The 25,901-nt window shown below is 53.2% G+C and carries 23 protein-coding genes; 21 read left to right on the forward strand and 2 right to left on the reverse strand.

What is annotated here, in order from left to right; all coding sequences use genetic code 11:
- Positions 1 to 49 precede the first annotated feature (49 nt).
- Entirely contained in the window at positions 50 to 1,459 is a 1,410-nt protein-coding gene (locus L2W48_RS04000; protein ID WP_236098745.1) for a zinc-binding metallopeptidase family protein, read from the reverse strand.
- A gap of 42 nt (positions 1,460 to 1,501) precedes the next feature.
- On the opposite strand from L2W48_RS04000, the gene tmk reads away from it, so the two are divergent.
- The 9 genes from tmk to L2W48_RS04045 all read left to right on the forward strand — a co-directional run bounded on the left by tmk (position 1,502) and on the right by L2W48_RS04045 (position 8,922).
- Positions 1,502 to 2,143, forward strand: coding sequence for a dTMP kinase (gene tmk / locus L2W48_RS04005; RefSeq protein WP_236114793.1), 642 nt, complete (start codon positions 1,502 to 1,504; stop codon positions 2,141 to 2,143).
- The gene (locus L2W48_RS04010; RefSeq protein WP_236098747.1) at positions 2,131 to 2,565 is read left to right on the forward strand and encodes a DUF327 family protein; all 435 of its coding nucleotides are present in this window, start codon (positions 2,131 to 2,133) and stop codon (positions 2,563 to 2,565) included. Before tmk ends, L2W48_RS04010 begins: the two co-directional genes overlap by 13 nt.
- Positions 2,541 to 3,305, forward strand: coding sequence for a DNA polymerase III delta subunit-related protein (locus L2W48_RS04015; protein WP_236098748.1), 765 nt, complete (start codon positions 2,541 to 2,543; stop codon positions 3,303 to 3,305). The genes L2W48_RS04010 and L2W48_RS04015 overlap by 25 nt, the downstream gene beginning before the upstream one ends.
- Positions 3,277 to 4,632 (forward strand): PSP1 domain-containing protein, encoded by a 1,356-nt coding sequence (locus L2W48_RS04020; RefSeq protein WP_236098749.1) that lies wholly within the window; start codon positions 3,277 to 3,279, stop codon positions 4,630 to 4,632. Before L2W48_RS04015 ends, L2W48_RS04020 begins: the two co-directional genes overlap by 29 nt.
- Positions 4,632 to 5,567 carry a signal recognition particle-docking protein FtsY gene (ftsY, locus tag L2W48_RS04025; RefSeq protein ID WP_236098750.1) on the forward strand — a complete coding sequence of 312 codons (936 nt, stop codon included), beginning with the start codon at positions 4,632 to 4,634 and terminating at the stop codon, positions 5,565 to 5,567. The genes L2W48_RS04020 and ftsY overlap by 1 nt, the downstream gene beginning before the upstream one ends.
- 5 nt (positions 5,568 to 5,572) lie before the next feature.
- Complete coding sequence (locus L2W48_RS04030; protein ID WP_236098751.1) at positions 5,573 to 6,307, forward strand: hypothetical protein; 735 nt, start codon at positions 5,573 to 5,575, stop codon at positions 6,305 to 6,307.
- Between the two features lie 5 nt (positions 6,308 to 6,312).
- A complete protein-coding gene (gene purB, locus L2W48_RS04035) occupies positions 6,313 to 7,614 on the forward strand; it encodes an adenylosuccinate lyase (protein WP_236098752.1) in 1,302 nt (433 codons plus the stop codon).
- 17 nt (positions 7,615 to 7,631) lie between these two features.
- Positions 7,632 to 8,645: a class II fructose-bisphosphatase gene (gene glpX / locus L2W48_RS04040; protein WP_236098753.1), complete on the forward strand. Its 1,014-nt coding sequence runs from the start codon at positions 7,632 to 7,634 to the stop codon at positions 8,643 to 8,645.
- Between the two features lie 79 nt (positions 8,646 to 8,724).
- Positions 8,725 to 8,922, forward strand: a complete 198-nt coding sequence (locus L2W48_RS04045; RefSeq protein ID WP_005662254.1) for a cold shock domain-containing protein — start codon at positions 8,725 to 8,727, stop codon at positions 8,920 to 8,922.
- 68 nt (positions 8,923 to 8,990) lie between these two features.
- Here L2W48_RS04045 and hypF read toward each other — a convergent pair whose 3' ends face one another.
- Complete coding sequence (gene hypF / locus L2W48_RS04050) at positions 8,991 to 11,252, reverse strand: carbamoyltransferase HypF (RefSeq protein WP_236098754.1); 2,262 nt, start codon at positions 11,250 to 11,252, stop codon at positions 8,991 to 8,993.
- A 68-nt stretch (positions 11,253 to 11,320) separates the two neighbouring features.
- On the opposite strand from hypF, the gene L2W48_RS04055 reads away from it, so the two are divergent.
- From L2W48_RS04055 to L2W48_RS04110, 12 genes are all read left to right on the forward strand, one after another.
- Positions 11,321 to 11,842, forward strand: a complete 522-nt coding sequence (locus L2W48_RS04055) for a cob(I)yrinic acid a,c-diamide adenosyltransferase (protein WP_236098755.1) — start codon at positions 11,321 to 11,323, stop codon at positions 11,840 to 11,842.
- The gene (gene mnmA, locus L2W48_RS04060; RefSeq protein ID WP_236098756.1) at positions 11,826 to 12,875 is read left to right on the forward strand and encodes a tRNA 2-thiouridine(34) synthase MnmA; all 1,050 of its coding nucleotides are present in this window, start codon (positions 11,826 to 11,828) and stop codon (positions 12,873 to 12,875) included. The genes L2W48_RS04055 and mnmA overlap by 17 nt, the downstream gene beginning before the upstream one ends.
- Positions 12,876 to 12,888: 13 nt before the next feature.
- Complete coding sequence (locus L2W48_RS04065) at positions 12,889 to 15,351, forward strand: Lon protease family protein (RefSeq protein ID WP_236098757.1); 2,463 nt, start codon at positions 12,889 to 12,891, stop codon at positions 15,349 to 15,351.
- Positions 15,348 to 16,064 (forward strand): endonuclease III domain-containing protein, encoded by a 717-nt coding sequence (locus tag L2W48_RS04070; RefSeq protein ID WP_236098758.1) that lies wholly within the window; start codon positions 15,348 to 15,350, stop codon positions 16,062 to 16,064. The genes L2W48_RS04065 and L2W48_RS04070 overlap by 4 nt, the downstream gene beginning before the upstream one ends.
- A gap of 28 nt (positions 16,065 to 16,092) precedes the next feature.
- The gene (locus tag L2W48_RS04075; RefSeq protein WP_236098759.1) at positions 16,093 to 17,778 is read left to right on the forward strand and encodes a GspE/PulE family protein; all 1,686 of its coding nucleotides are present in this window, start codon (positions 16,093 to 16,095) and stop codon (positions 17,776 to 17,778) included.
- An 11-nt stretch (positions 17,779 to 17,789) separates the two neighbouring features.
- Complete coding sequence (locus L2W48_RS04080; RefSeq protein ID WP_236098760.1) at positions 17,790 to 18,881, forward strand: type IV pilus twitching motility protein PilT; 1,092 nt, start codon at positions 17,790 to 17,792, stop codon at positions 18,879 to 18,881.
- A 15-nt stretch (positions 18,882 to 18,896) separates the two neighbouring features.
- On the forward strand, positions 18,897 to 20,147 hold the full coding sequence (locus L2W48_RS04085) for a type II secretion system F family protein (protein ID WP_236098761.1): 1,251 nt from the start codon (positions 18,897 to 18,899) through the stop codon (positions 20,145 to 20,147).
- Positions 20,148 to 20,228: 81 nt separating this feature from the next.
- Entirely contained in the window at positions 20,229 to 20,693 is a 465-nt protein-coding gene (locus L2W48_RS04090; protein ID WP_236098762.1) for a type II secretion system protein, read from the forward strand.
- A 12-nt stretch (positions 20,694 to 20,705) separates the two neighbouring features.
- On the forward strand, positions 20,706 to 21,086 hold the full coding sequence (locus L2W48_RS04095) for a type IV pilus modification PilV family protein (protein ID WP_236098763.1): 381 nt from the start codon (positions 20,706 to 20,708) through the stop codon (positions 21,084 to 21,086).
- Complete coding sequence (locus L2W48_RS04100) at positions 21,083 to 22,003, forward strand: PulJ/GspJ family protein (protein ID WP_236098764.1); 921 nt, start codon at positions 21,083 to 21,085, stop codon at positions 22,001 to 22,003. The genes L2W48_RS04095 and L2W48_RS04100 overlap by 4 nt, the downstream gene beginning before the upstream one ends.
- Complete coding sequence (locus L2W48_RS04105) at positions 22,000 to 22,515, forward strand: hypothetical protein (RefSeq protein ID WP_236098765.1); 516 nt, start codon at positions 22,000 to 22,002, stop codon at positions 22,513 to 22,515. Before L2W48_RS04100 ends, L2W48_RS04105 begins: the two co-directional genes overlap by 4 nt.
- Positions 22,487 to 25,894: a pilus assembly protein gene (locus L2W48_RS04110; RefSeq protein WP_236098766.1), complete on the forward strand. Its 3,408-nt coding sequence runs from the start codon at positions 22,487 to 22,489 to the stop codon at positions 25,892 to 25,894. The genes L2W48_RS04105 and L2W48_RS04110 overlap by 29 nt, the downstream gene beginning before the upstream one ends.
- The last annotated feature ends 7 nt before the right edge of the window (positions 25,895 to 25,901 follow it).

Raw genomic sequence — 25,901 nt, forward strand, 5'->3', positions numbered from 1 at the left:
AGAGAGGATGGCTGAAACGATCTTTCGCCATCCTCTCTCTGCTTGGAGTCTATATGGAAGGTCGGGGGGCCTGTTCTAGATCGGTCCAAAGCGCTATATAGGACCGATAGAGTGCCTCTACGTCGGCCACGCTGGCTATCTCCATCGGGGCGTGCATCGACAGGAGCGCCGGGCCCATATCTAACGTGTCCATTCCCGTCCTGGCCAGATATTTCGCGATGGTTCCTCCTCCGGCCTTATCCACCGTTCCGAAGCCGCCGGTCTGCCATGGAACCTCCGCTCTATCCAGGCAGGCTACCACCGCAGCGACGAATTCGCCTCGTGCCTCGTTGCCGTCGTATTTTCCGCCGCTTCCGGTGAACTTGACCACCCCAACGCCGTTTCCTATGAGAGCCTGCTGGTCTCTGACGTAGTTTTTCTTGTAGAGGGGGTTCATTCCGGAGGTTACGTCTGCGCTTATGGCACAGCTTTCCGAGTAGAGTCTTCTTAGGGATAGGATGTCCGATCTGTTCTCCGCAGATCGAAGGAGCTCCAGGAGGAAGAGATCCAAAAAGGTACCCTGGATTCCACCGATGCTTTCGCTGCCTATTTCCTCTCTGTCGACGGCCACGAAGATAGCCGTCTTATCAGGAGTCTCCATGTCGCAGAAGGCTTTGTAGGACATGGAGGTGCAGATCCTGTCGTCCAACCCGTAGGATGACACCATCGACTCGTCCAATCCCGCCAGTCTGGCCGGTCCCGCCGGTACGAGGGCTAGATCGGCGGACAGAAAGTCCTGTTCATCCATGGCGAACCGATCCTTTAAAAGAGACAGTATGCTCTCTTTTATCGGATTCTCTATCTCGTCGTCCTCTATGGGACGATGTCCCACTATGGCGTCTAGATCCTCGCCCACGACCGTCTCCGACGCCTTCCTCTTCGCCATGTCTCTGTCTACGTGGGGTTCCAGATCCGGTATCATAAGGACCGGTTCGGATGAATCCTCCCCTATGACGATGCGTTCGGAGGTTCCGTCCCCTCTATGGATCTCTCCGTGTAGCGCCAGAGGGACGTTGGTCCATTGATATTTTTTCAAACCTCCGTAATAATGGCAATCGAGAAGGGCCAAGTTGCCTTCCTCGTAGAGAGGGCGACTTTTTACGTCGACTCTGGGGGAATCTATGTGGGATGCGATTACCGTGACTCCCGAGGATAGACCTTTTCTGCCTACTTTAGCGGCTAGAAGGGCCCGTCCCTTCCAGTTCATGTGAACCGTATCGCCCGGTTCGAGAGAGGACGTCTCTATTACCTCCTTCGATCCTTTTCTTTCGAGATCCGATTGAAGCCATCGTACCCACTCTCTCTCGGTCTTATAGGCGGTTACGGTGTCCATAAGAAATCTTAGGGATTCTGTCATGTCGACCTTGCCGTATCGCGTCCAGCTCTTGGTGCGGTCTTTTTTCGTTTTTTTGTCGGTCATGATGATCCTCCTTTTCTTTTTTATGAGAAACGAGGGTATTATATGCGACAATTGTCTTTAGCGCATCGTTCGGGTTTATTCATTTCCCTGGAAGGCATAGATGGCTGTGGAAAATCGACCCAGGCTATGTTGTTGAGAGATCACCTGGAGGAACGGGGACGTTCCGTGGTTCTCACCAAGGAGCCTGGAGATTGGTCCCATGGCGGGGAGATCAGGCGTATACTCCTCGGCGGGGATCTCCGTCACGAACACACAGAGCTTTTCCTGTTCATGGCGGACAGATGCGAGCATCTCCTGCAGGTAGTGATTCCCGCCCTGGACAGGGGCGACATAGTCATATGCGATAGATACACCGATTCTACCCTTGCCTATCAGTGCTTCGGTAGGGGGCTGGATCTGACCTTTGTGGAGGAGCTCTTCAACTGGAGCAAATTTCCGGTTCCCGACGTGACCCTCTGGATAGACGTGCCGCTTTCCTGTTCGCTGGGTAGAATAAGCTCGAGAGGAAGCCTCGATCGCATGGAGGAGGACTCAGTTTTCCTCGATAGGGTCCTGTGCGGTTTTCAGTCTCTGAGGGAAAGCTACGAGGATAGAATTATCAGGATAGACGGAGAAGGAGAGGAGAACGTCGTGTTCTCCCGCTTGATGGAGTCCCTGGAGGGGTTGATTCCTTGGCAGCTATAAATAGAATTTCAGGAGACCGTTCCGGTGGAGTGGAAGTTCCCCTGAAGGGCGACGGCAGGGCAGTCTCCTCCTCTGGTGGAAGGGGCAGCTCTTTCGATCAGACGGTCCAGATCATGGAGCTCGAGGCGCTTTTCAAGGAGCTTGAGGACGTAGGGACGAAGCTGTCCAGCGTTCCATCCACTGCTATCATGTCCAGATATAGGGAACTGGTGAGGCAGCTTTTAGACAGGGCCCTTAAGGGCGTGAGGCTCAGAAGGGATCTGAAGTGGCGTAGAGGGGACAAGAGAGGTTTTCTGGTAGTCGAGCAGACCGACGCATGGTTGGAGGAGCTGGAACAGGTCCTTTTCAGGGAAAACAACCGCACCAGGGCTCTCAGACTTATGGAGGATATAAAGGGATGTCTGATCTCTCTTCTTTTCTAGAGGGCAGCTCTGCCTGGGGAGAAATGGAATCCGCCTTGAATAGGGGGATGCTGCCGTCCGCTCTGGCTATAGTAGCTCCCCAATCGTTGCATACCTCTCTTTTGAGAAAGGCCGCCGAGCTGTGGCTCTGTGACGATTTGATCGGATGCGGGAGCTGTCCATCCTGTCTCGCGTGGTCTGAGGATGGACACCCTGATCTCATCGTAGCCTCCGAGGAAGGAGCTCCTTCGGTGGATCAATGTCGTAGAATGTCGGAGGAGCTGTTACTTCGTCCCGTCGTGGCCTCCAGGAGGATAGCGGTGGTCCCCGACGCCGACAGAATGTCGCTCAACTCCGCCAACAGCCTTCTGAAGATAACGGAAGAACCCCCTGAATCGGGGCACCTGTTTTTCCTGTTGAGAGAGGACCGTATGATACCTACCTTGAGGAGCCGGGTTTGGACTCTTCGTTTTTCCTCGGAAGACCTGCTTAAATCGGTGTCTTTGCCGTCCGGAAAGGGCCAATGGATCGCATGGCTGGGCAAATCGGCCCGTATTGACAGGGGAGACCTGCTACTGGAGTTAGAGGGTATGTCGAGAAAACTGGTCGAAGATGGCAGGTTGAAAACGGCATCCGCCGTCGATCAGTTGATATTCATGGCGGAGCGGACCCATCTGTCCACGGCCATGATAGGAGATTTGGCTTTTTTATCTATCGAGGAGGAGTATCCTTTTGAGCGTATATTTGACGATATTTGGTAAGCCCAGATATCTGGGCATAATGGAAGTCGACTCCCCCGTCTTGGTTCCTGGGGAGCCGGTGGCGATAGAGACTATGAGAGGTATCGAGACCGCCACAGTAGGAGGTCCGATATCGGAAGAGCAGACGGAGCTTTACAGAAAGGCCAACGAGAACAGCCCCAAGGACGGAGCCCAGGGAGGAGAGCCGGGACTCCAGACCGTGACCTTCGTGGCACAGGCGTCGGAGGACGATATCGTCGCCGATCAGGAAAACCGTAGAGATGAGGAAGACGTCCTTTTCAAGGCAAGACAGCTCCTGGGGGAGCACGGTCTGGCTATGAAGATAGTCGATGTGGAGTATCTTCTGGACAGGAAAAAACTCTTCTTCTACTTCACCGCCGAGCAGAGGATAGACTTCAGGGCCTACGTCCGAGATCTAGCCAGGGAATTTAGAACCAGGATAGAGCTTCGACAGATAGGGGTTAGAGACGAGGCCAAGGTAGTGAGAGGTATAGCTCCCTGTGGCAATCCCTGTTGCTGTAGCTACTGGCTTCACAACTTCCTTCCCATCGGTATCAAGATGGTTAAGGAGCAGAACCTCGCGTTGAATCCCACCAAGATATCCGGACTTTGCGGAAGGCTTATGTGCTGTATGAGCTACGAACATCACGTCTACAGGGATCTTTGGAAGAAACTTCCCAATCCTGGCAGCAAAATACGAAGTCCCAGAGGCACCTTTATACTGGTAGGAGTCGACATAGACGGAGAAAACGCCCTCGTGAGGACCCCTGATGGAGCCCACGTTCCCGTATCGGTGGAACGTTTTGCCGATTTCAAGGAAGCGGTGATGGCCGGAGAGGACTGGCAGCCCTTCGTGGCGGTTTCGGACCAGGAGGCAGAGAAACCTCCGATCGAACCGGTATTCGCTATGCCTACCTCCACCATCAGGGCTGTCCGGAAGGACAAGGACGAGCCCTCGAAAAAGGAACTGCGCTCCGATTCATCGGAGAAACCGTCGGGGAAAGGGGCTTCCGGGAACGACAGTCCTTCCGACAAGCCCAAAAGCTCCAGCAGGAGGAGAAGGAGAAAGAAAAAGAAGCCTGCGGCCACATCCGGTGAGAAGACGACCGACAAGTCTCAAGGTCAAAAGCCCCCCAAGGATAAGGTCAAACAGGGAACTCCCAAAGCCAAAAGCGGAGGAAAGGAACAGGGTCCTCCGGAGAAGGGAGACTCAAAGCCCAAGCCCAAGCGTCGCAGGAGAAGAAAGAAACCCGGCAACAATAAAAACGCTGATAAAAACGTCAAAAAGGACGGCAACAACGTCTCCAAGGGAGGTACCGTGGACTGATGGCTTTTTTCAAGGGTATTGCTTCCAAGTTGGCCAACGTCAGGGAGAAATGGAGCGAGGGGGTCGCCTCCCTCTTTTCCGGCAAGCTGGACGACGAATTCTGGGAGGAGCTTACGGATCGTCTTATCGCCGGAGACGTAGGTGTAGAGCTCTCCGAAGAGCTGGCCGAGGAACTGAAGGAGACCTCTCGTCGAGAGGGAATCAGAGAACCTGAGCCTCTCCTGGTTCGTTTTAAGGAGATACTTTCCTCCCGTCTGGAATCGGTCCCTATGATGGGGAAACCTCTTTCCCCCGGATCGGGACTCTCGGTCGTGGTCATGGTAGGGGTTAACGGCAGCGGCAAGACCACCACCACGGGGAAACTGGCTCAGCAGTTGGTGTCTCAGGGTAAAAAAGTGGTGCTCGCAGCTGCTGACACCTTCAGGGCGGCTGCCTCGGAGCAGCTTCACGTCTGGGGTGAGCGTATAGGCATAAGGGTGATCTCCCAGCATCAGGGCAGCGACGCCGGAGCCGTGGCATACGACGCCATAAACGCAGCCAAAGCGTCCGGTGCCGATGTGGTCATAGTCGATACCGCCGGAAGGCTGCAGGCGAAGCACAATCTCATGGAGGAACTGAGGAAGGTCTATCGGGTCATAACCAAGGAAGTCCCGGCAGACAGAATCGAGTCTCTCCTGGTGTTGGACGCCGTCATGGGACAGAACGCCTTTCGTCAGGCAGAGGTGTTCAACGAGGTAACCCCTCTCACCGGAGTTGTACTTGCAAAATACGACAATACCGCCAAGGGGGGGATCGTCTTGGCAATAGCTGATAAGCTAAAGCTTCCCATCAGATATGTCGGTCTTGGCGAGGCAATAGAGGATCTGGCTCCTTTCGTCCCGTCCGAGTTCGTCGATGCACTTCTCAGGTCCTCCGATAGATCCGGAGAGGAATAATGGGGGTGTCTTTCGAATATGGTTTCTCCGTGCCGGTGGACGAGCTTCTCAGAAAACTTTACAGCTTGAGGATAGACTGGGTCGTCGTAGAGAAAAGGAAAAAGAAGATCGTTCTCCACAAGGAACGTCTCATCTCCTTTATGGGAATGGGGCTGGGCGACTCGCCTTTAGAAGATGTGTTGAAGGGTAAACGATTCTCTTCATTCGAGGACATACCCCAGGGAGAAAAGGTCCTTTTCCTCGACGAGAAGGGGGGCAGGATAGAGGATTTCGATCGGGAACCTCCGGATGCCCCTGTCACACCCTCCTGGTGGTCCGTTCCACTGCCAATAGTGAAGATAGACGGTGGTGCCGAGTTGAACGAAAAGGCGGCGGCCCTCTTCGGTCGGCTGTCCCTCACCGCGAAAGAGATAAAATCCCTCGGAGAAAAGGGGGAGGCTCTTCTGTCCAAGGGGAAGAAACGGGTATACCTTTCCGAAATCGAAGGGCCTTACTATCTGGCCGAGGACGTTAGCGGCGAGATCTCCATGGCCGAGGATATAGGATGGTGGGCCGCCGTAGGTCGAGCCCTGGCGGAAAGACTTCGTCGGGAGGGCAAAGATTTGGTCAGAAGGGATCGCATGAGCCAGGCGGAGGTCGACAATGAACTGTTACCCTGTCGGTGGGAAAACGATCTGTTAGGATATCTGGAGATAAAGGACGGAGGAACCGCCGGTTCCCCGTCGACGGGAGATGAATAGCTGTTATGATCGGTCGTTATGAGACTGAGGATATGCGCGGAATATGGTCCTTGGAAAACCAGTACAGAAGCTGGATGGAGGTGGAGCTGGCGGTCTGTAAGGCCTGGTGCGATCTGGGAGTCATTCCGAAGGACGCATTGAAGGAGATCGAGACGAAAAGCGATTTCGACGTGGACAGGATCGCCGCTATAGAGGCGGAAGTCCATCACGACGTCATAGCCTTCGTCACGGATATGGCCTCACAGGTAGGGCCTAGCGGCAGGTACATACATCTGGGGCTCACCAGCAGCGACGTGCTCGACACAGCCAGCGCCCTGAGGCTTAGACAGGCCCTGGACATCGTGGTGAAGCAGCTGGACTCTCTTTGCGACGCCGTGTGGAAACTGGCCGACGGGCACCGTCATACCCCCTGTGTAGGAAGATCTCACGGGATCCATGCCGAGCCTACGACCTTCGGGCTCAAGGTTTTGAACTGGTACTCGGAGCTTATGAGGGATAGGGAGAGGCTTATCTCCGCCAGGGAGAATATCGGCTACGGGAAGCTTTCCGGAGCGGTGGGAACCTTTGCCCATAGTTCCCCTGAGTTCGAGGAGAAGGTCTGCGCTTCCCTCGATCTGAAGGCCGATCCTGTGTCGACCCAGGTAGTCCAGAGAGACAGGCACGCTCAGGTATCCTACGCCCTGTCGAGTTTGGGTTGCGCCATGGAGAGGATATCCACCGAGATACGCCATCTTCAGAGGACCGAGGTGCTGGAGGTGCTGGAGCCCTTCGGCAGCAAGCAGAAAGGCTCTTCCGCCATGCCTCACAAAAAGAACCCCATACTCTGCGAGAGGATAACTGGCATGTCCCGTCTTCTCAGATCCTACCATCTGGCTGCCCTCGAGAACGTGGCCCTGTGGCACGAGAGGGACATAAGCCATTCTTCGGTGGAGCGTATCGCCTGGCCCGACTCGTTTCATCTGGTCCACTACATGGAGAAACTTCTTCAGAGGGTCGTCGTAGGGCTCACGGTAAAGGCCGACAACATGAGGCGCAACCTCGATCTGACCAAGGGGCTTGTCTTCAGTCAGAGGGTGTTGCTGCAGCTGGTCGAACGTTTCGGTCTGAGCCGGGAGGACGCTTACTCGGTGGTCCAGTCCAACGCTATGAGGTGCTGGGACGGTGAGGGAGACTTCATCGATCTTCTCTGGGAAGACGAGAGAATCAACGGAGCTCTCGAAAGGGAGGAACTGGAGGAGCTCTTCTCCGAGGAATATTATTTCCGTCACGTCGATTCTGTGTTCGATAGATTCCCCAATAGGGGATAATTCGGGAGGTCTTACATATGGTTGTCGATTCTCGCTGCGATAAAACCCCTGACCGCAACATGGCCCTTGAGTTCTGCCGGGGTACCGAAGCCGCCTCCATGGCGGCGGGACGCTGGATGGGACGGGGAGATAAAAACTCCGCCGACGGTGCCGCCGTCAACGCCATGAGGTATATGCTCAACACAATCCACATGGACGGGATAGTCGTCATCGGCGAGGGGGAAAAGGACGAGGCCCCCATGCTGTTCAACGGAGAAAAACTCGGTACCGGCGATGGCCCTCAGGTGGATATAGCCGTCGATCCCATAGACGGCACCAGGCTCACCGCATTGGGATTGAGCGGTGCCATCAGCGTGGTGGCCATAGCCCCCAGAGGCACGATGTTCGATCCCAAGTGTGTTTTCTACATGGATAAACTGGTGGTCGGTCCGGAAGCCAAGGACATGGTGGACATAGAGGCCCCTGTGGCGGAGAACATAAACATGGTTGCGAAGGCCAAGAAAAAAGACGTGTGCGACGTGACTGTAGTCGTTTTGGATCGCCCTAGACACACGGACCTCATAGCGGAGATAAGGGCGGCCGGCGCGAGGATAAAACTCATTCCCGACGGAGATATCGGAGGGGCCCTCCTGACCTGCAAGAGCGAACGTGGGGCCGATATGCTGATGGGCATAGGAGGAACCCCCGAAGCTGTCATAACGGCCTGTGCCGTGAAGGCCCTCGGTGGAGGAATGCAGGGTAAGCTTTGGACTCGAACGGAGGACGAGAAAAACTGCGCCATAGGTCAGGGACTGGATTTCTCCAAGGTCCTGACCCTGGACGACCTCGTATCCAGCGACGACGTCTTCTTCTCCGCTACCGGCATCACCGACGGAGATTTCCTGACCGGCGTCCGCTACGAGAGCGAGAGAATCAAGACCAGTTCTCTCGTCATGAGGTCCAAAAGCGGAACGGTAAGATACGTGGAGGCAATTCATCGTCCTAAAAAACTTGACGCTATCAGCGGTATCGATTATAAAGATTGTAGGTAGGGGACGACGAATAGTAGTCGCTCCTGAGGAACTTGCAACGTTCGTCGCAGGTGTACACCCATTTTAGGAGGCACAAGTAATGAAAGGCACAGTCAAATGGTTCAACGGCACCAAGGGGTACGGTTTTATCACCACCGAAGAGGGGAACGATGTGTTCGTCCACTTCAGCGCGATTCAGATGGATGGGTACAAAACCCTTGAAGAGAACGACGTGGTCGAGTTTGAGATCACCAACGGTGAGAAGGGCCCCCAGGCGTCGAACGTTACCAGAGCGTAACTAGTCTCTACAGCCCTGAAAACCACAACGGAGGACGGCCCATTGGGCCGCCCTCCGTTTTTTAGCTTTCAAATTCGCCATCGCCATCCGGCTATCGCCGCCTGACCTACCGACACGGACTCATCGTTAGGTGAAAGTCTCCGGTGGGTCAGTACGTGTAATCCTTTGTCCTCAAGTCTGACCACAGTCTGTCTCAAAAGCATCCGATTTTGCCATACCCCGCCGGACAGGGCGACCCTCTTTACGCCGGTATCCTTCGCTATTTTCGTGCATATCTCCGAAATGGACTTGGCCAAAGATGCGTGGAATGCCGATCCACCCTGATTTAAGGTGGGCTTTTCCTTCACCAGCCACCTTATGAAGGGACGCCAGTCCATAATTACCCCGTCTTCGTCGTTCCATATGTCCATATCGACGGGAACCTCGTCGGTATAGGAAGCCCGGGCCTCAAGTTCCATGGCAGCCTGTCCATCGTAGCTTACCCTGTCTCTGCCGCTGAGAATCGCCGATACTCCGTCGAAAAGCCTGCCACAGGAGGACGTTAATGGAGAGGACTTCATCGTTTTCACTATGATCTTTGCTTTCTCCGCTCGTTCCGGCCACATACGACTGACTTCCTTTATGGCCTCTTTTTCCCCTAGAGCCTCTGTCAGCAAAGACAGGGAGTAGCGCCAAGGCTCCAACACCGAACGGTCTCCTCCCGGAAGCCCGGCCGTCATAAAATGGCCCAGCCTTCTGTAACCGGACCAGTCTCCCAATAGAAATTCCCCCCCCCAGATCGTGCCGTCCGATCCGTACCCCGTTCCGTCCATGATGACCCCTATGGTCGGATCGTTTATATCGTGTTCCGCCAGACAGGCGGCCAGGTGGGCGTGATGATGCTGAACCGCCATGGACCTCTCCACTTCGCCTAGCGCCTTCAAGGCGGTCTGGGTCGATAGATACAGAGGATGGGCATCGTATGCCAATGCCTTGGGACGTATATTGTAAAGCTCTGTGAAATGGTCCAGAGTTTGACGATAGTATTCCAGAGTATCCATCTGCTTGGCGTCTCCGAGGTACTGACTCGGGAAGATCAATCCCTCCTGGGTCAGTGAGAAGGTGCTCTTCATCTCCGCTCCTGCTGCTAGTATGTGTGGCATGGACATGGATAGGTCGATCGGGTTAGGAACGTAGCCTCTTCCCCTTCTGAGCATCACTGTCCTGTCCCCCGAAAGGGCGACGAGAGAGTCGTCCACCTTCATGCATATATCCCTGTTATGCATCAGAAAACCGTCGGCCACGTGGGCGAGTCTGGATAGGGCCTCTTCGTTATCCGAGATGAGAGGCGAGTCGGTGGGGTTCGCGCTGGTCATCACGAGAGCCTCCATCCCCTCCAGTATCAGATGGTGAAGCGGTGTGTAGGGTAGCATTATGCCGATGCTGTTTTGGCCCGGAGCGACCGATTCCGCAACGATACCGGGTTTTTTATCGCACAGAACTATGGGACGCCTGGACGATGTCAGGAGAGCTGCTTCCTCCTCCGATATTAGGGCTATCTCCCTGGCAGACTCCAGGTTTTCCGCCATTATCGCCAGAGGCTTGTCTGGGCGGCCCTTTCTCTCCCTGAGGGTCGATACCGGTTCGTCCTCGAAGGGGTCGCAGGCAAGATGGAAACCTCCGAGACCCTTTATCGCCGTCACCTTTCCAGCCTTCAGGTATTCCCTGCATCGATCGATTCCGTCTTCCCCGGGAGTGGTTTTTTCTCCTTCGGTTTGAAACCATACTGAAGGGCCGCAGTCGGCGCAGGCGTTGGGCTGAGCGTGATATCTTCGGTTTTCCTGATCGGTGTACTCGCCGTTGCACCTGTCGCACATGGGGAATACCGACATGGTAGTCTTGGGCCTGTCGTAGGGGAGTCCGGACACTATGGAGAAACGTGGGCCGCAGTCGGTGCAGTTTATGAAGGGGTAACGGTACCTTCTGTTCGATGGATCCCTCATCTCCGCCAGACATCTGTCGCAGGTGCCTATGTCGGGAGGGATCAAAACCCTCTGTCTCTCGGTTCTTCGGCTTTTGCCTATTACGAAAGGTCCGGGAGATTCTCCGTCCGTCTCTCTCTCCGAGATTATCGTTATGGAATGGATGTCCGCCGGATCGGGCTTGGTGTCTTTAAGATCTTTGATATAGTTGTCTATGGACCTCTCCGTTCCTCTGAGGACGATAACCACTCCGTCGGAGCTGTTTATCACCGATCCTCCGAGTCCCAGAGAAGAGGCCAACTTCGCGCAAAAAGGACGAAACCCGACGCCCTGGACGACGCCGGTGACGAGAATTTCTTTTTCCGTCAACTTGATCCCTCCGTTCAGTGGCATTTTACTACTTTATGTGAAACAGTGGTGTGGAAGGAGATTCAGCCGTGAGAGACAGAGGATTGATGCACGTATACTACGGAACCGGAAAGGGAAAGACCACAGCGGCTCTGGGGCTGGCCATAAGGGCCTTGGGTGCTGGCTTTTCCGTCGGAATGGTGCAGTTCATGAAGGGTTACCCCTATTCGGAGGTCGCATTGTTGGAGAAGCTAAATGGCCTTGAGCTGGTTCAGACCGGACGTCCCGATTATGTCTACAAGGGAAAGGAAACCGACGAGGACCTGAGAGAGGCCGCCAGAGGGATGGAGGCCGCCAGGCGGTTCGTCTACGAGGAAGTTCGAGACCTGGTCATACTGGACGAGGTCTCGGTTGCCCTGGATTACGGTATTCTGAAAGAGGGCGACCTGCTGGACCTTATAGACAACCGTCCGGGATCGGTGGAATTGGTGGTCACAGGCAGGTATCCCTCGGAGGCTATACTGGAGAGAGGGGACTATCTGTCGGAGATTGTATCCCGTCGTCATCCCTACGACAGAGGAGTCCTGTCCAGAAATGGCATCGACCACTGATCGCAGGGTCCTTTTGGGCGTCAGTGGCGGCGTCGACAGCTGCGCTGCCGCTTTATTGCTCAGAAGCTCCGGATACGAACCTCTTGGGGTTCGGCTGATCCTCAAGGAAAAGGAGGATCGGCTGGACGAGGCCAGGCTTAAGGGGTTGGACTCGCTGGGGATACCGGTGGTGGAGGTAGACGGCAGGGATGTTTTTCGATCCTCCGTGGTGGAGCCCTTCCTGGAGGCCTACGAGAGGAGTACCACCCCCAATCCCTGCGTGATCTGCAACGAGAGGGTCAAGTTCAGGCTTCTCTTCGAAGAGGCCGATCGAAGAGGAATCCACCTGGTCGGAACGGGACATTACGCCGGGATAACCCCCTATCGCGACGGATCGGCCATAAGCAGGGCCGAGATAGGAGGAAAAGATCAGAGCTATATGCTCTATCGACTTCCTTCAGAGTGGCTCGGTCGTCTGATCTTTCCTCTCGAGAACTTGTCCAAACCGGAGGTTCGGGATCTGGTCTTCCGCGAGTTCGACGACGAGGAACTGAGATCCGGCGATAGCCAGGACATCTGTTTCATCCCGGGATCGCTCGAATCCTTCCTGGACGGGAATTTAAGGGAGGAGGCTGGCCCGGGGCCGATGATCTCGCTCGACGGAGACGTGCTGGGCCGTCACAGAGGGCTGTGCCGTTACACCGAAGGACAGAGAAAAGGGCTGGGACTCGGAGGAGGCCCATGGTTCGTAGTGAGGAAGGACAGATCCGAAAACGCCCTGATACTGGGCAGAGAGGCGGATACCTCCGTTGTCAGAATAGGATTCTCTATGCTAAAATGGCAACATAAAGTAAATGAAGGATCGGTTTACATGATTCAACATCGTTATCGCTCCGCACCGGTTCCGGCGGTTCTCTCCAGGTTGAGTCAGGACTCTGCGGAGGTTCTTTTGGAAAAACCGACGAGAGGAGTAGCGCCGGGGCAATCCTTGGTGCTTTACGATGGCCCCTGTCTTCTGGGTGGTGGAATCATAGATAGGGTATATAGCCGATAAAGGAGGAGTTTTTATGTCTTTAAAGGAATTGTTGCGTCTAGATCCCGAGGCGGTCAGAAGGACTACCGACCCCTCCTCGCTGGACTGTTCTTCGACCGAGGAGGTCGATTGCCTCACCGGTTTCATAGGTCAGGAGAGGGCGGTCCGTTCCATGGAATTCGGTCTCTCGGTCAACAGCAAGGGATACAATATCTTCGTCGTCGGTAACTCCGGCAGCGGCAGGACGACCTATGCTCTGGACAGCCTCAGAAAAAAGGCGAAGGAGATGGATGTGCCGGACGATCTGGTATATGCCTATAACTTCGATAATCCCGGAGAGCCCGTAGCCTTGTTTCTTCCCGCCGGACAGGGAAAGGCGATGGAGACCGCCTTCGAAAACCTCATAGACGAGCTGAAGAGCGTCATAAACAAAGCCTTCGAAAAGGGGCATTACGAGGATACCAAGGCCCAGGAGGTCAAGGCCTTCCAGGAAGATGTAAACGAGAAGATGGAGGAGGTCAAGGCCTGGGCCTGGGAAAGAGGTTTTTCCGTCAAGAGAACCCCTCAGGGATTCGTGAACATCCCCCTGACAGACGACGTGGACGAAGAGGGCAACTCCACCAGGAGAGAAATACAGCCTGAAGAGTTCGAGGCCCTCAGCGAGGACAGACAAAAAGAGCTCCAGAAGGAATCGGAGGAGATCTCACAGAAGACCCTGGGAATTCTCAGGGATATCAGGGACAAGGAGAAAGACCTCAAGAAGAAGATAAGCGAGCTGGAGTCGGAGATATGCAGAAACGCCATACAGCCAGCCATAGACGACGTCAGAGAGCGTTTCGGCGTTAACGACAAGGTCCTTGGCTGGATAGACGCCTATACCTCCAGCGTCATAGACAATTTCGGTGTGTTCGTGGCATCGGCCAGGGACGACAATACCGAGGTCGATTTCAGCGTCTACCAGGTAAATCCCATAGTCTCCAACGACCCGGAAGACGGGGCTCCCGTCATATGGGAGACCAACCCGACCTACTATAACCTCATGGGAAAGGTCGAGTACGAAAGCCGCCAGGGATACCTCTATACCGACTTCAACAAAATAGTGGCCGGAGCCATACTGAAAGCCAACGGAGGATTTCTCGTTTTGGACGTAGAACTTCTTTTGAGAAACTTCATGTCCTACGAGGGACTCAAGAGGGTTTTGAGGACAGGCACCCTCCATATAGAGAACCTGGGCGAACAGTACGGTGCTGTTCCCATGTCGTCCCTTCGCCCGGAGGGAGTGGACATATCGGTCAAGGTCGTTTTGGTAGGCACCCACTATCTGTACCATCTGCTTCAGTACTACGACCCCGAGTTCCGCAAGATGTTCAAACTTCGAGCGGAGTTCACCTCCGACATGGAGAGGACCTCTTGCTCCGAGCACCAGATGGCTCAGTTCATCACCACGGTCGTCAAAAGGGAGAAGGGCCCTCATTTCACCGCCGAGGCGGTCGCCCAAGTCATAGACTGGTCGGCCCGTCTGTCCGGGGATAAAGACCGCCTGTCCATACAGTTCAACCGGATAATAGAGGTTATAGTGGAGGCCATAACATGGGCCAAGCTGGACAAGGCGGAGTTGGTCTCGAGGGGTCATGTGAGGAAGGCGATAGAGGAGACTCGCTATCGAGCCAGTTTGGTGGAGGAGAGGATTCGTCGTGCCTTCGTGGACGGGGTCATAAGGATAGACACCGAAGGGGAGGCCATCGGACAGATAAACGGACTGGCCGTCATAGACCTCGGCGACTACGCTTTCGGACATCCCGCCAGGATAACCGCCAACACCTATATGGGGAAGGAGGGCGTGGTCAACATCGAGAGAGAGACTGCCATGGCCGGTCCCATCCACAACAAAGGTCACCTTACCCTGAACAGCTACCTCGGCATGAAGTACGCCCAGGATATGCCCTTGACCCTGTCGGCCAGCATCTCTTTCGAGCAGAATTACGGAGGCATAGAGGGAGACAGCGCCTCTTCCACCGAGCTCTACAGCCTTTTATCCTCTTTGGCGGAGGTCCCTATAGATCAGTCCATAGCCGTCACCGGGTCGGTCGACCAGTTCGGCAACATCCAGCCAATAGGAGGGGTAAACGAGAAGGTGGAGGGGTTCTTCTCCTATTGCAAGGAGAGAGGGCTCACCGGTTCTCAGGGAGTGATAATACCCCATCAGAACGAACGGCACCTCATGTTGAACGAGGAGATCGTAGAGGCCATAGAGGGCGGCCTGTTCCACGTCTGGAAGGTTCACTCGGTGGACGAGGGAATAGAGGTCCTCACTGGTATACCTGCAGGGAAAGCCAACAAGAGGGGTAATTATCCCAAAAATTCCATACACGGCAAGGTCAAGGCCAAGCTCAAGAAGTGGATGAAGGACGCCGCCAGAATACACAAGGAAATGTCCGGAACGGCGGACAAACCTGGAAAGGGCAAGAAGAACAAGGTGGAGGAGCAGCTTCGGTGAGCCGTCTTCTGTCCGAGGTGGGGGGCGAGGTTCTCAGCTCGTTTTCTCCAGTCGGGGACGACTTCCTATCGGTGCTCGATGTGTTGGAGGAACTGTGGGGTCAGGAAAAGAACCCCATGGTCTCCGCCTTCGACGATCCTCTGGACGGTCTGATGTTGACCATATTGTCTCAGAACACGAACGACAATAACAGAGACAGGGCCTTCGAGAAACTGAAGGCCCTGTACCCCCTTTGGGAAGACGTCGCGGCGGTCTCCCCCGACGAGCTGGCCGACGCCATAAGGGTCGCAGGAATCGCCAACGTCAAGGCCGCTCGAATGCTGGATATACTGGAGATAATCCATGGCGAGCTAGGTGAATATGGCCTTACGGGACTGAAAGACTGGGATTCGAACGATGTAAGGGCCTTTCTCGAGGGGCTTCCCGGCGTCGGCCCTAAGACTGCCGCCTGCGTCCTGGTCTTCGATATGGACATCCCCGCCTTTCCCGTGGACACACATGTCGCCAGGTTCTGCCGTCGGATGGAGTGGGTTACCCGTTCGGCTACCCCGGTAAAGATACAGGAGCACATGGAGAAGATCGTTCCAGACGAGCGAAAGAAAGGGGCTCACCTCAACATCATCAGTCACGGTAAATCCATCTGTAAGGCGAGGAAACCGGTCTGTCAGAGGTGTTCCCTGGCTGGTCTCTGTCCGTCCTCGGAAACGAAATGACGTCCTTTCTCGAAAAGGAGTGAATGGGTTGGAATCGTTTAAAAACGTCAAGCTCGGAGATCTCCTGATAAAGTCCAACGTCCTCACGGAAAAACAGCTCGAGTCCGCTCTGGAAGAGCAGAAGCAGACCGGCATGAGGCTGGGAGAGATCCTCCTGAAAAATGGCAGATTGTCGGAATTCCAGCTGGTGGAGGCCCTGTCGAAGCAGCTCCACCTTCCGATGGTGTCCACCTCCAGATATCGTCCCATGCCGGAGGCCCTCCGTCTGATACCTCAAAACGTGGCTGAGAGGCTTCGCGTCATTCCTCTTACGATAACCGATGACGGAAACCTCATGATTGCCACAGCCGACCCCTTGGACCTGGTGGCGGCCGACGAGCTCAGGATGATATCAGGCAAGGAGATATCCTTCGGGCTCTGTCCTGTCTCCCAGATATTGAGGGATCTGAACAGGATATACTCGATACAGGAAACACTGGACGACGCCGAAATCGAGGTTGTGGACACCACTGGCGAAGGCGGCGAGCTGGATCTCGGACTGTCGATAAAGAGCGGTGCGGCGGCCGACGACGCCCCTGTCATAAAAATCGTCAACAACATACTGGAGCAGGGGGTCAGAGAAGGGGCCTCGGATATACATATAGAACCGATGGAAAAGAGCACCCAGGTCCGTTTCCGAGTCGACGGACAGCTTTTCAATGCCCTGGACTTCTCCAGAGGACTTCATCCGGCGGTGACCTCCAGGATAAAGATAATGAGCAACATCGATATATCGGAGAAGAGAAAACCTCAGGATGGAAGGATACTTATAAGGGTGCTGGACAGAAAGGTGGACCTCCGAGTCTCCACCTTGCCCACCATCTATGGGGAGAAAACGGTCATAAGGGTACTGGACCAGAGCAACGCCATGGTCGGCCTGGAAAAACTCGGCTTCGACCAGGAGGATCGAGACAGGCTGGACCGGCTTCTCAAGGTTCCCTACGGGATAATCCTGGTGACCGGCCCCACCGGAAGCGGGAAGTCCACCACCCTGTACTCCTTTTTGGAGAGGATAAACAACCCGGACGTGAACATAGTGACTGTCGAAGACCCTGTGGAATACTCCATAAACGGCATAAGCCAGGTCCAGGTCAGCGAAAAGGCGGGGCGAACCTTCAGCTCCGTCCTAAGGGCCATCCTGAGGCAGGACCCGGACAAGATAATGGTCGGAGAGATAAGGGACGGAGAAACGGCGAACCTAGCCATAAGGGCTGCCTTGACGGGCCATCTGGTTCTGTCTACCTTGCACACCAACGACGCCACAAGTGCTCCCATTCGTCTGGAGGACATGGGGGTTCCCCCTTTTCTGGTGGCTTCGTCTCTGACGGCGGTAATAGCTCAAAGACTGGTCCGGCGCCTATGCGAGCATTGCAAGGAAAAATATATCGTCCCGGACGTGCTCTGCTCAGAGCTTGGCATCCCTCAAGGATCGGAGATCTACCGCCCTCAGGGATGTGACGCCTGTCGAGGTACTGGCTATTCCGGCAGGACATCTCTGTTCGAGATAATGGAACTGGACGATTCGATCAAGGACATGATCATAGAAAAGGAGACCGCTTCGACCATAAGGGCCCGCGTGGTGGATAACGGCATGAGAACCCTCCGTAGGGCCGGTATCTCCAAGATGTTGGACGGCGTTACCAGCATGGAAGAGATCATGAACGTCACCATTTAGGGGGATTATTCATGTCTTTATCCGTAAGGGTCCACGACCTGCTGAGAGAGGTTATAAAGAAAAGATCTAGCGATTTACATCTCAGCGTGGGAAACAGCCCTATCATGAGAATAGACGGATGTCTGGTAAGAGTCTCCAATGTAGGTGTAATAGACGACGGAGATATGGAGACGGTATTGAGTGACATTCTTTCCGAGAAGCAACGAGAGAATTTTCTGGAAAAAAAAGAGATAGACTTCGGATTCTCCTTCCGACGTGGAGATATAGAGGCCCGATTCAGAGGTAACTGTTTCTACGAGCTGGGCAATCCAGCCATGGCTCTCAGGCTTATCCCTACGGACATAAGGACTTTGGATCAGTTGCTTCTGCCAAGGGCTCTCGCGTCGCTATGTGAGCAAAAAAGAGGATTGATGTTGGTCACAGGGCCCACTGGACACGGGAAAAGCACCACTCTGGCGGCGTGCATCCAGCACATAAACTTGACCCGAAAGGAACATATAATAACCATAGAGGATCCTGTAGAATATCTGTACAGGTCGGAAAACTCCGTCGTCCACCAAAGAGAGGTCGGTTCCGACACAGGGTCTTTCGCCGAGGCCCTCAAAAGAGCCCTCAGACAGGACCCAGACGTAATACTCATAGGGGAGATGCGGGATCTCGAGACCATAGGGGCAGCCATAACGGCAGCCGAGACGGGCCATCTTGTCTTCGCCACCCTCCATACCAGGGATGCCTCTCAGTCCATCGACAGAATCATAGATGTTTTTCCTCCTCATCAACAGCAGCAGATAAGGCTTCAGCTCGCGTCATCGCTGGTAGGGATATGTTCTCAGCAGCTTATTCCTATGCCGGGGGGCGGCCGAGTGGTGGCCACCGAACTGCTCAGGGTCAACCCGGCGGTGAGAAACTGCATCAGAGAGGGAAAGACGGGGCAGATCAAGACCATAATGCAGACCGGTTCGGAGGTGGGGATGCATTCCATGGAACAGGATCTGTCTCGGTTGGTGTTGAAAGGCATGTTGACTTTCGAGCAGGCCGGAACCTACGCCTACGACCGCAAGGATTTCGAGCGCCTCGTATTCGAGGCCGACGATCTTGGATAAAGCAGGTGATTGGTCGTGAAATATCGCTATAAGGCGAGGACCTCTAAGGGTAAGATAGAGGAAGGGGTTCTGGAAGCTCAGGAGACCCGTGCGGTGGTTGCCCAGCTGCGCAAGATGGACATGCTTCCCATATCCATAGAGGAGGACAGGAAGGCTAAAAAGGAACGGCCCGGAGAGGGGGCGACTCGATCCGGTTCATCCGAGGGAATCATAGCCCGTCTTCAGAGGATCGGGACCGTTCCGGTGAAGGACAAGGCCGTGTTCTTCCGGCAGCTTGCGACAATGGTTAAGGCCGGCGTAAGTCTCGGTGCGTCTCTGGACATACTGTCGGAACAGACTAAGAATAAAATTCTGGGAAGCGGTATAGTAAGAGTAAAGAAGATGGTCGACGGAGGAAACTCTCTGAGTCAATCCATGGGCAGGCAGTCGGTCTTTCCCCCTATGTCCATATCCATAATACAGGCGGGTGAGGAGGGCGGCTCGCTTGACGTCAGCCTGGAGAGGGTGGCGGACTTCATGGAGCGCCAGGATGCCCTGAAGAAGAAGATAGTCTCGGCCGTCACTTATCCTGCTGTGGTCATGGCCTTTTCCCTTTTCGTTCTCTACCTGTTGATTACGGTGGTGATGCCCAAGTTCGCCACGGTATTCTCGAACCTCAATATAGAGCTGCCCTGGGCAACAAGGACAATGTTCTCCTTCGGTCTCTGGATGGCGTCCAACTGGGTGATCTTCATGGTGTCGGTGGTTTTGCTTATCTCGGCTATAATCTTTATGGCGAGGTGGAGTTCGACCAAGCCCTTTATGGACAGACTGAAGCTCAGACTGCCAATCTTCGGAGATCTGGTCTTCAGGGCGGGTATGGCCAGATCCACCAGGACTCTGGCGTCCTTGACCCACTCGGGGATACCGATACTTCAGGCTCTGGACATGACATCTCGGGTTGCCGGAAACGTGGTGTTCGAGAGGGCTTTCAAATATCTGGAACAGGCGGCCAGAAAGGGAGCCGGGCTTGGCGACACAGCGAGAAACGTCAAACTATTCCCTCCGATGGTGGCCCATATGCTTCGGGTGGGTGAGGAAACCGGCCAGGTGGACGAGATGCTCAACAAGGTGGCCGATTGGTTCGAGCTCGAACTGGACGAGAAGATAAAAAGGCTGACGTCCATATTGGAACCTCTTCTGATAGTGTTCGTAGGAGGAATAGTCGCTTTGGTGGCTCTCGCCATATTCTCGCCCATAGTTACGGCCATTCAGGAAATGTTGTAGCGATGAATGGCGTTATATGTATTTGTCGTGTTATATTCGGTTTGTAGCCGAAAGGATAAAATAAATGGGAGGTATGATAATATGAACGTTAACACGAGGATTAAGAAAATGAGGAAATCACGAGGATTTACCCTGGTCGAGCTGCTGATAGTTATCATAATCATAGGTATATTGGCCGGTGGAATGTTGCTGGTAGCCGGTGGCGGAACAGACAAGGCCAACGCCACCAAGATAGTCAGCGACCTGAGGACGTTGAAATCCGCTGCTTTGATGTATTATGCGGATAACAACGGTTGGCCAAAACATGTGGACGATTATTCTAGCTATATAGACAGAGAGATCAGTAGTGATAGTTTTGTAGTTTTTACTACCTCTGGTGATTGGATAGGGTATAAAGGTACGTTGCTGGATGAAGGAGATGTCAAGGGTAAGTTAGCTGCCGTGGCAGAAGATTCTGGGTTGTATGCTGGGGACGATAGTAAGCCTACTATTCCAAAGACTAAGTATGCTGGGGGTGATGGTGGCGTTTGGATGATCATACGTTAACTTTAACTCTATATGTCCCGTAGCGCTTTTTCCCTCGTAGAGACACTTATAGCCATGCTCATACTCTCCATCGCCTTGGTGGGTTTGGCGGCGGTTCCCGTCGCCACCACCAGGCTGATGGTGCATGGAGTTGAGAGGGAGAGGGCGATTTCCGTAGCGATGACCAAGCTGGAGGAGGTGGAGGGGGTTCCTCTGGACTCCTCCGCTCCCGGCTGGGTTAGATCCTCCGGTACAGATCGTGATTTTGACTGGACTCGAACCGTCTCCACCTCTGGATCGGATATCTGGACGGTTACGGTAAGGGTGGACTGGTCCGGACTATCCGGGAATGGAACTCTATCCCTGTCCAGGGATTACGGACCTTTTTCCGCCAGGGAGGTGTTCGAGAGGTGATCCTTTCATCGACGAAAAAAGCTCGAACTAGACGGGCCTTCACTTTAGTGGAGGTCTTGATCGCTTTGGTTATAACCTCCGTCATCGGCGGCGCCTCCGTGTCGTTGCTTTACACCTACCTTAAAAACTACGAACAATCTGCCGAGTATACGTCGGCTCTTCAAAGAGGGCAGATGGCTTTGTCGGTGCTTCGTCCCGCCGTTTTGAACTGCGCTTTTTCCATCCCCTGGAACCCAGGTGAATTCAGCTCTCTTGTCTCCTCTTTCGATCCTTTGGGGCCAGCTAAATCTATGAAGGCTCCTCTGGAGGTCGATGATATAGGAGCGGTCAAGAGCGGGGATCTGAAAATTCTGTACGCCCTTCCTTCTTACTTCGCTGCGGCCGATGCCGTCGAGGATATCTCCGAATCTTTTTCTCTTTCTCTTCTATCTAAATCCATGGGATTAGACGATTTAACGTCGTTGCTGGATGTAACTTACGATAATGAGTGGTTGATCTTCCCTTCCGCAGGAATTCCTCTGCAGATCGAGAAAAGGCCTTCCGGTTTATCGCTTTCATTTAAGAGCGCCCCTGGAGGCTTTAATGGAAGGATAGCTTTGGGCGACCGACTTTTTATACTTCGATATCTTAATGCATATGTAGATAAGCAGCCGGGTAGTTCGGTTCCCTCTCTTTATGTTGCCGATAACGTCAAGATTGCGATGCCTCAGATAAGGGGGATCAGGAGGGTCTTTTTCGACTGGGACCGGAGCAGCAGCGTTTTAGGAGTCTGGGTTTTAAGCCAGGGCGACGCCTATCTTCCCGAGCCCTTGCCCCAGGATCTGAACTGGCCTGCCGGGTCTGGATACACTATAACCTCCGAGGACCTTCGATATCATCTGGCGGTAACTCACGAGGCTTGGAGGGTGCGAAATTGACGAGGATGGGAAAAGGCGGATATTCGCTTATACTGGTGTTGATAGTGCTTGTCGTGGGCGGGGCTTTCGTGTCGGTAGCTCTTTTCGTTGTGGAAAGTAGAAATCGTCTTGGATTTCAGGTGATGGCTCAGAAAAACAGGTACAACGAGAGCATTTCATCCATAGAAAGAGGAAAGGGATGGATTCACGATTACATAGTTACCACCGGAGATCTGCCGGTAGGAAGAAACTACGATAGTGTAAAAAAAACTTCCGATCTGGTGGTGCATTCGACCGATCATTACGTGATCTACGATCTACGATACTCTTTAGCTTCGTCGTCCATGGACGCTTCCTTCGTCGGAATTCCACAATGGCAGTTGTCCACCTATGACGGAAGTATCTCCCTTGGGGGAGGATATCCCTCTTCAAACGGAGGAGAAGATCCGACCGGTATAGGAATATATCTGATACAGTCGACAACGGAAGAAGGGAGGAAAGTTCATGAGGTCATCGTCGCCGAAGGAAAGTAGAACGTTTTTATTCTCCATATTTGTCCTGTGGCTTTTTATATACGTTTCTTTGCCCTGTTCATCCGCCTTTGCCGATAAGGCATTGCCTCTCAAAGCGTATCCAAAATTAAACTGGGGACTGGAGGACGTCTACGTCACGGGTTATCCTCCTAACGTGTTGATTTTGATAGACACCGGCTCTCCCATGTTGTGGACCCCCAATGGCAAGATGCCTTCGGAGAAAGTATCCTACTACGACACTCCTCTGGTAGATTGTACCTACGGCGACGGTAGCCGTCCTTCTTCTTGGTTCAATGCAAGGAACGAAAGGTACGGCATCGATCGTGATGGCAGTAACAACGATACATATGATGATAACTGTTATTACAATGACCTTATATTCAAAGATCCTTCTTATACGAGAGATAACCCCAAGCCGGGTTATTCGGTGAACGATCTCATTCCCAACGATAGTCGTCTTTATAAGATGAAGCTGGTCTTATGGCGCATCTTGGAGAGTCCCGAGCTCATAGAAGAACTTAACTTAGGTCTTGCGACCTTTTGGCAGGAGAACGTTAGAACTCCCCTTCCTGCCGATTGGTACAAGGTGTATCCATATAAGGGAGGTCCGGATTGGGCTATAGAAGATTACCGTTATCATAATTGTTATAGAGATTCCCAGAAGATTAGTTGGGGTGTCAATATAGACGATTATAAATACGGTTCTCAAAAAGCCAATAAGGCTAGATTAAGGGTCCCCATACAGAACACCTCCGACAGCGATGTCGTGGATCAGATAAAAAAATTAATCGATGGAGAGGAATCTTCGAATAACGATGAACTGCGGGCCGACGGCAAAGCCCCTTTAGCCCGTTCCATATATAGCACTAAAGTTTCCAGCACATTGGAGAGCAACGGGGATCTTTCCGGTACGGCCTGGCATTTCTTCGACAATACTCATATGGGAGGGGTATGTCAGACTAACTGGCTGGTCGTTATGACCGCCGGAGACGATAACATCGGAGGAGAAAGTCCCGTCGATTCGGTGAAAAAACTTTATCAAAAATCTAAGCGTTTGAATGGACAGGATCTTAATTATCCGATTCGTACGCTGGTCATAGGATTCGTCGATCCCGACGACGATTCTCCCGACGTGGTCAAGTTAAGGGATACGCTTAACCGGATGGCTTTCTACGGAATGGACAGCGGCTACGAGAGTGATGGAACTCCCAGGGAATATGTAGCTCCCTCCGAAGGAGAGAGCTACGCCCTTTTCGCCAACGATGTGCCGGGGCTGATTCAAGGATTTTCCAGGGTATTTGCTACCATTCAGTCCGGGCGTTTCGGAAGCAATGCCCCTATAGCGGTGAGATCCCCCGGTGCCGAAGAAGAGCTTTCGGCCTATACGCCTTTCTACACAAGAAAGGTAGAGGGGCAATGGTGGGGCGATCTAAGAAAAGAAGACCTGGACACAGGTAGAACCCTTTGGAGTGCTGAGGAAGAGCTGCCCTCTCCTGGATCCAGAAATATATATACCGTAAACTGGGACGATAGCGACGGAGTTCCTGACCTGGGGGTGGGCAATCTCTGTGTCTTCAAGCCGGAGACGAGTGCCCGAAAAAGATCCGTATTTTCTGAGGAGATGGGATTCGGCAAAAATAACAAGAAGGACTTGAACGACCTTATAGGATGGCTAAGAGGCTATGAGAGTTATAAAAACAAAAAAGATCTCTCTAGAAGAGAGCATGTCCTTAGCGACATGGAGCATTCCTCTCTCTGTTTAGTTGGAGCTCCTTCAGACAGCTATATCGATCCGGATTACGTAAAGTTCAAGAAAAAATGGAGTAAAAGGGCATCTTCGGTTTATATCCAATCGAACAGCGGTATGCTTCACGCCTTTGATTCCGAGACAGGAGAAGAGCGTTGGGCTTTCGTACCTCCAAACGCTCTGTATCGATACCGAATCGCATCTCTCAGGTTCGTGATGTCTTCCAGCGGTTCAAGCGATAATTATAAAGTGGATTCCTATTCCAGTGCTGAAGGATCTAACTCCCTGTATCTCTTGGATGGACCTATGGCAGTAGGGGATGTTAGGTTGCCCTCCGGCGATTATGCTACCATCTTGATCGGTTTTTTGGGCAGAGGCGGGGCCGGGATGTATGCACTGGATATAACCGATCCGGACTCTCCCTTTTTTCTATGGGCAATCGAAAATGTTTTCGACGTGAACAACTCCAGCGAGAAGAAACTGTATTGGACGAAAAAAGAAGGGACGACGTCCTTGGGAGCTGATCTTCAGGTTTTGTCCAAAAACGATTCCCCTAATTTCAACTATCTGGGTTTTACCGTAACAGGGGCTCCCTCTCTTGGAAAAATTACCTTGGGAGGAGAGGAAAAATTCGTGTTCGTCCTCTCCGGTGGTGTGGGAATCGGCAAGGACGGTTCGATAGGAAGGGCCATATACGTGGTAGACGTTTTGACCGGAGAAATTCTTCATACGTTCTACGAGGCGTTAGACGAAGACGGTAAGAACGAGGAGGTCGGAAGCGTTTTGTCTCCTGCCGTCCCCTACAGTACCAGGATGATAAACAGGAGCATAGAGGGGTTCTTCTCCTCTGATTCCAAGGGAGGAGTACTCCATGGAGAGAAAGAGGATGATTCTTTAACGTTGAAGAGGATATGGTCTCTCTCCTGTCCTTCGATAAGAGATGGGGTATCCTTTTCTGCGTTGGTAAATCCCTTTCCTCTGGCTGTAGGGTTGATAGATAGCGACGTGTGGTTTTTTGGAGGAACCTCCCCTTTCTCTCTGTTAGAGGATAAAGAAGGGTTTTCCAACGAGATCAATATAATATATGCTCTAAACGTAGAGGAGATCGAAAAAGACTCGAGCTTCAAGGATTTCGGCAACGCCGGTGTAGGGCTTGTTGGATTGGATGATGAAAGCCAGTCCGACGATCCACTAGGGTGGTTTACCCCTTTGGCTCAAGAGTCCTCCAGAAAGGGCCAGGAGTATTCCACTACATCTCCACTTATGAGCCATGGTGCTATCTTTATAGCCACCTATCGCAAGGACTTAAAGGAAGATCCCTGTACAGCCAACGGTTTTGCCAACCTCTATGTCCTGGATCCCAGAACGGGGCGCGGTTTGTTCGGTGGCGGTCGGAAGTATATTACCTTTGAAGGCCTGAAAATAGCAGGATTGGCGGTGTTGGACGATAAGCTGTTGATATCGGTGAAAAAAATGAAGCCGTTTTCAAAGCCTGAAGGGGCGGAGGATATAGATATAGTTGAAAAGGGCGACCTGATCCAGATCGATCTCAACGATCTTGACTTGCCAGAAGGTGTTATCGGGAGCCGTAAGCCGAAGGCTATCTATTGGCGAGAGATCTTTTTGCAGTGACGTGGTA

Origin of the sequence: Dethiosulfovibrio russensis (assembly GCF_021568855.1) — a bacterium.
GTDB lineage: Bacteria > Synergistota > Synergistia > Synergistales > Dethiosulfovibrionaceae > Dethiosulfovibrio > Dethiosulfovibrio russensis.

Coding starts and splice junctions, on each gene's coding strand:
- L2W48_RS04065 (WP_236098757.1), top strand. CDS start 12,889: ATGTCTTTAAAGGAATTGTTGCGTCTAGATCCCGAGGCGGTCAGAAGG.
- tmk (WP_236114793.1), top strand. CDS start 1,502: ATGCGACAATTGTCTTTAGCGCATCGTTCGGGTTTATTCATTTCCCTG.
- L2W48_RS04095 (WP_236098763.1), top strand. CDS start 20,706: ATGTCCCGTAGCGCTTTTTCCCTCGTAGAGACACTTATAGCCATGCTC.
- L2W48_RS04080 (WP_236098760.1), top strand. CDS start 17,790: ATGTCTTTATCCGTAAGGGTCCACGACCTGCTGAGAGAGGTTATAAAG.
- mnmA (WP_236098756.1), top strand. CDS start 11,826: ATGGCATCGACCACTGATCGCAGGGTCCTTTTGGGCGTCAGTGGCGGC.
- L2W48_RS04090 (WP_236098762.1), top strand. CDS start 20,229: ATGAACGTTAACACGAGGATTAAGAAAATGAGGAAATCACGAGGATTT.
- purB (WP_236098752.1), top strand. CDS start 6,313: ATGATCGGTCGTTATGAGACTGAGGATATGCGCGGAATATGGTCCTTG.
- glpX (WP_236098753.1), top strand. CDS start 7,632: ATGGTTGTCGATTCTCGCTGCGATAAAACCCCTGACCGCAACATGGCC.
- ftsY (WP_236098750.1), top strand. CDS start 4,632: ATGGCTTTTTTCAAGGGTATTGCTTCCAAGTTGGCCAACGTCAGGGAG.
- L2W48_RS04045 (WP_005662254.1), top strand. CDS start 8,725: ATGAAAGGCACAGTCAAATGGTTCAACGGCACCAAGGGGTACGGTTTT.
- L2W48_RS04015 (WP_236098748.1), top strand. CDS start 2,541: ATGTCTGATCTCTCTTCTTTTCTAGAGGGCAGCTCTGCCTGGGGAGAA.
- L2W48_RS04000 (WP_236098745.1), bottom strand. CDS start 1,459: ATGACCGACAAAAAAACGAAAAAAGACCGCACCAAGAGCTGGACGCGA.
- L2W48_RS04110 (WP_236098766.1), top strand. CDS start 22,487: ATGAGGTCATCGTCGCCGAAGGAAAGTAGAACGTTTTTATTCTCCATA.